Below are 1,831 nucleotides of genomic sequence, written 5' to 3'. Positions count from 1 at the left end.
CGGGGCCACCCACAGGTGGGTGAAACTCGGTCGGCGGTGTCGCTCGCCGTCGCCGGTTGTGCTTGGTGCCCTCGCGGTGCCTGAAAGCAAGAATGGTGCGGGAGTCCGTCCCTGGTACCCCAGGTTGTCGCCCCCTGTGCACGTGTCTCAGTGTCATGAGTCTATGACGGGCTCTGCGAGCGGCGCCGTCCCTGGCTGGTGATCGGGACGGGAGGCGTGTCGTTTGGACGTGTTGTACACGCATGTCGCGGGGATCGACGTGCACAAGAAGCAGGTCACGGTGACGGCGCGGACACCGGATCCGCGGCGACCGGTGGCGCGTAAGGAGAAGACCCGTACGTTCCGCACCTTCTACGCGGATCTGCTGGCGATGGCATCCTGGCTCGTCGAGCTGGGGGTGACCCGGGTGGCGATGGAGTCGACCGGCGCCTACTGGTGGCCGGTGTACGCGGCGCTACGGGAGGCCGGCGGGCCGGACCTGACGATCGACGTGGTCAACGCGGCGCACGTCAAAGCGGTCCCGGGCCGCAAGACCGACGTCAAGGACTCGCAGTGGCTGGCCCGGCTGCTGGAGGTCGGCCTGCTGCGGGGCAGTTTCCTGCCGCCGGACGACATCCGCGTGATCCGGGACCTGACCCGGTATCAGACGAAGCTGACCGAGGAACGGTCGAGGGAGAAGCAGCGGCTGCTCAAGGTTCTCGAAGCGGCCGGGATCAAGCTGGACGTCGTCGCGTCGGACACCTTCGGCGTCTCCGGCCGGGCGATGCTGGACGCGCTGGTCGCCGGCGAGCGGAACCCGCACGTCCTCGCCGGGCTGGCCCGCGGGGTGCTGCGGAACAAGACCGACGACCTGCGGCTGGCCCTGTCCGGCCGGTTCACCACCCACCACGGCCAGATGATCGGGTTCCACCTGGAACGGCTCGACCACCTCGACCAGATGATCGGCCAGGTGAAGGAGAAGATCGGCCACACCGGCGTGGCTGGTACCAGCCGGCGTGCGGCGGTCCCGCCGACGGGGCTGGTCGCCCCGTTCACCGCCCAGATCCAACTGCTGACCAGCATCCCGGGCATCAGCGACCGGGTCGCGACGGTGATCATCAGCGAGATCGGCGTCGACATGAGCCGGTTCCCGTCCGCGAAACACCTGGCCGCGTGGGCCGGCCTGGCTCCAGGGAACAACGAGTCCGGCGGCCGGCGGCGCCGAGCCCGGCACCGCAAGGGCAACACCCACGTCCAGTCGATCCTCATCGAGGCCGCCCTGGCCGCCTCGCGCACCAGGACCCGGCTCGGGGCACGCTTCCACCGGCTACACCGCCGCTTCGGCGGCCGGGCGAACAACACCGCCGGCAAGAAAGCCGCGTTCGCCGTCGCCCACACGCTGATCAAGGTCATCTGGAGCGTGCTGACCAGCGGGCAGCCCTTCACCGATCTCGGCCACGACTTCTACACCCGCCGGGTCAACCCCGAACACCACACCCGGCGGCTGATCGCCCAACTCGAAGCGATCTCCGGCAAGAAGATCATCCTCGCCGACTACGACGACGAGCCATCCAGCCCAGACGCCGGCCGCGGCACCCACGACGGCGACGAGGCCGCCGCCTAAAAGGGCCTACCAGCACCCACACAAGCGGTGGGAAGAGCGCCGACAAGGCCGTTTCCGGCAGAAGGTCAGGCCACAAGAGCCGACAACGTGGTCGCTCTCCCCACCAGCACTCCAGCTTGCCGCAGCACACCACCGGCGGCAAGCCCTTCGACATGCCCGTCAACCACATGTCCCGGCTCCGCCGGGACGCTGCCGCACACGTGGTCAAGGAACCGAGTTTCGTCTCAG

At 68.9% G+C, this 1,831-nt stretch carries 1 protein-coding gene; it reads left to right on the top strand.

The features are described 5' to 3' along the window. Nucleotides 1-229: 229 nt before the first annotated feature. Nucleotides 230-1,603, top strand: coding sequence for an IS110 family transposase (locus ACLQ24_RS29480; RefSeq protein ID WP_425895004.1), 1,374 nt, complete (start codon nt 230-232; stop codon nt 1,601-1,603). Nucleotides 1,604-1,831: the final 228 nt, after the last annotated feature.

It is taken from the genome of Micromonospora sp. DT4 (assembly GCF_049841675.1).
Lineage (GTDB): Bacteria > Actinomycetota > Actinomycetes > Mycobacteriales > Micromonosporaceae > Micromonospora.
This window is presented reverse-complemented; position numbering and strand designations above follow the sequence as displayed.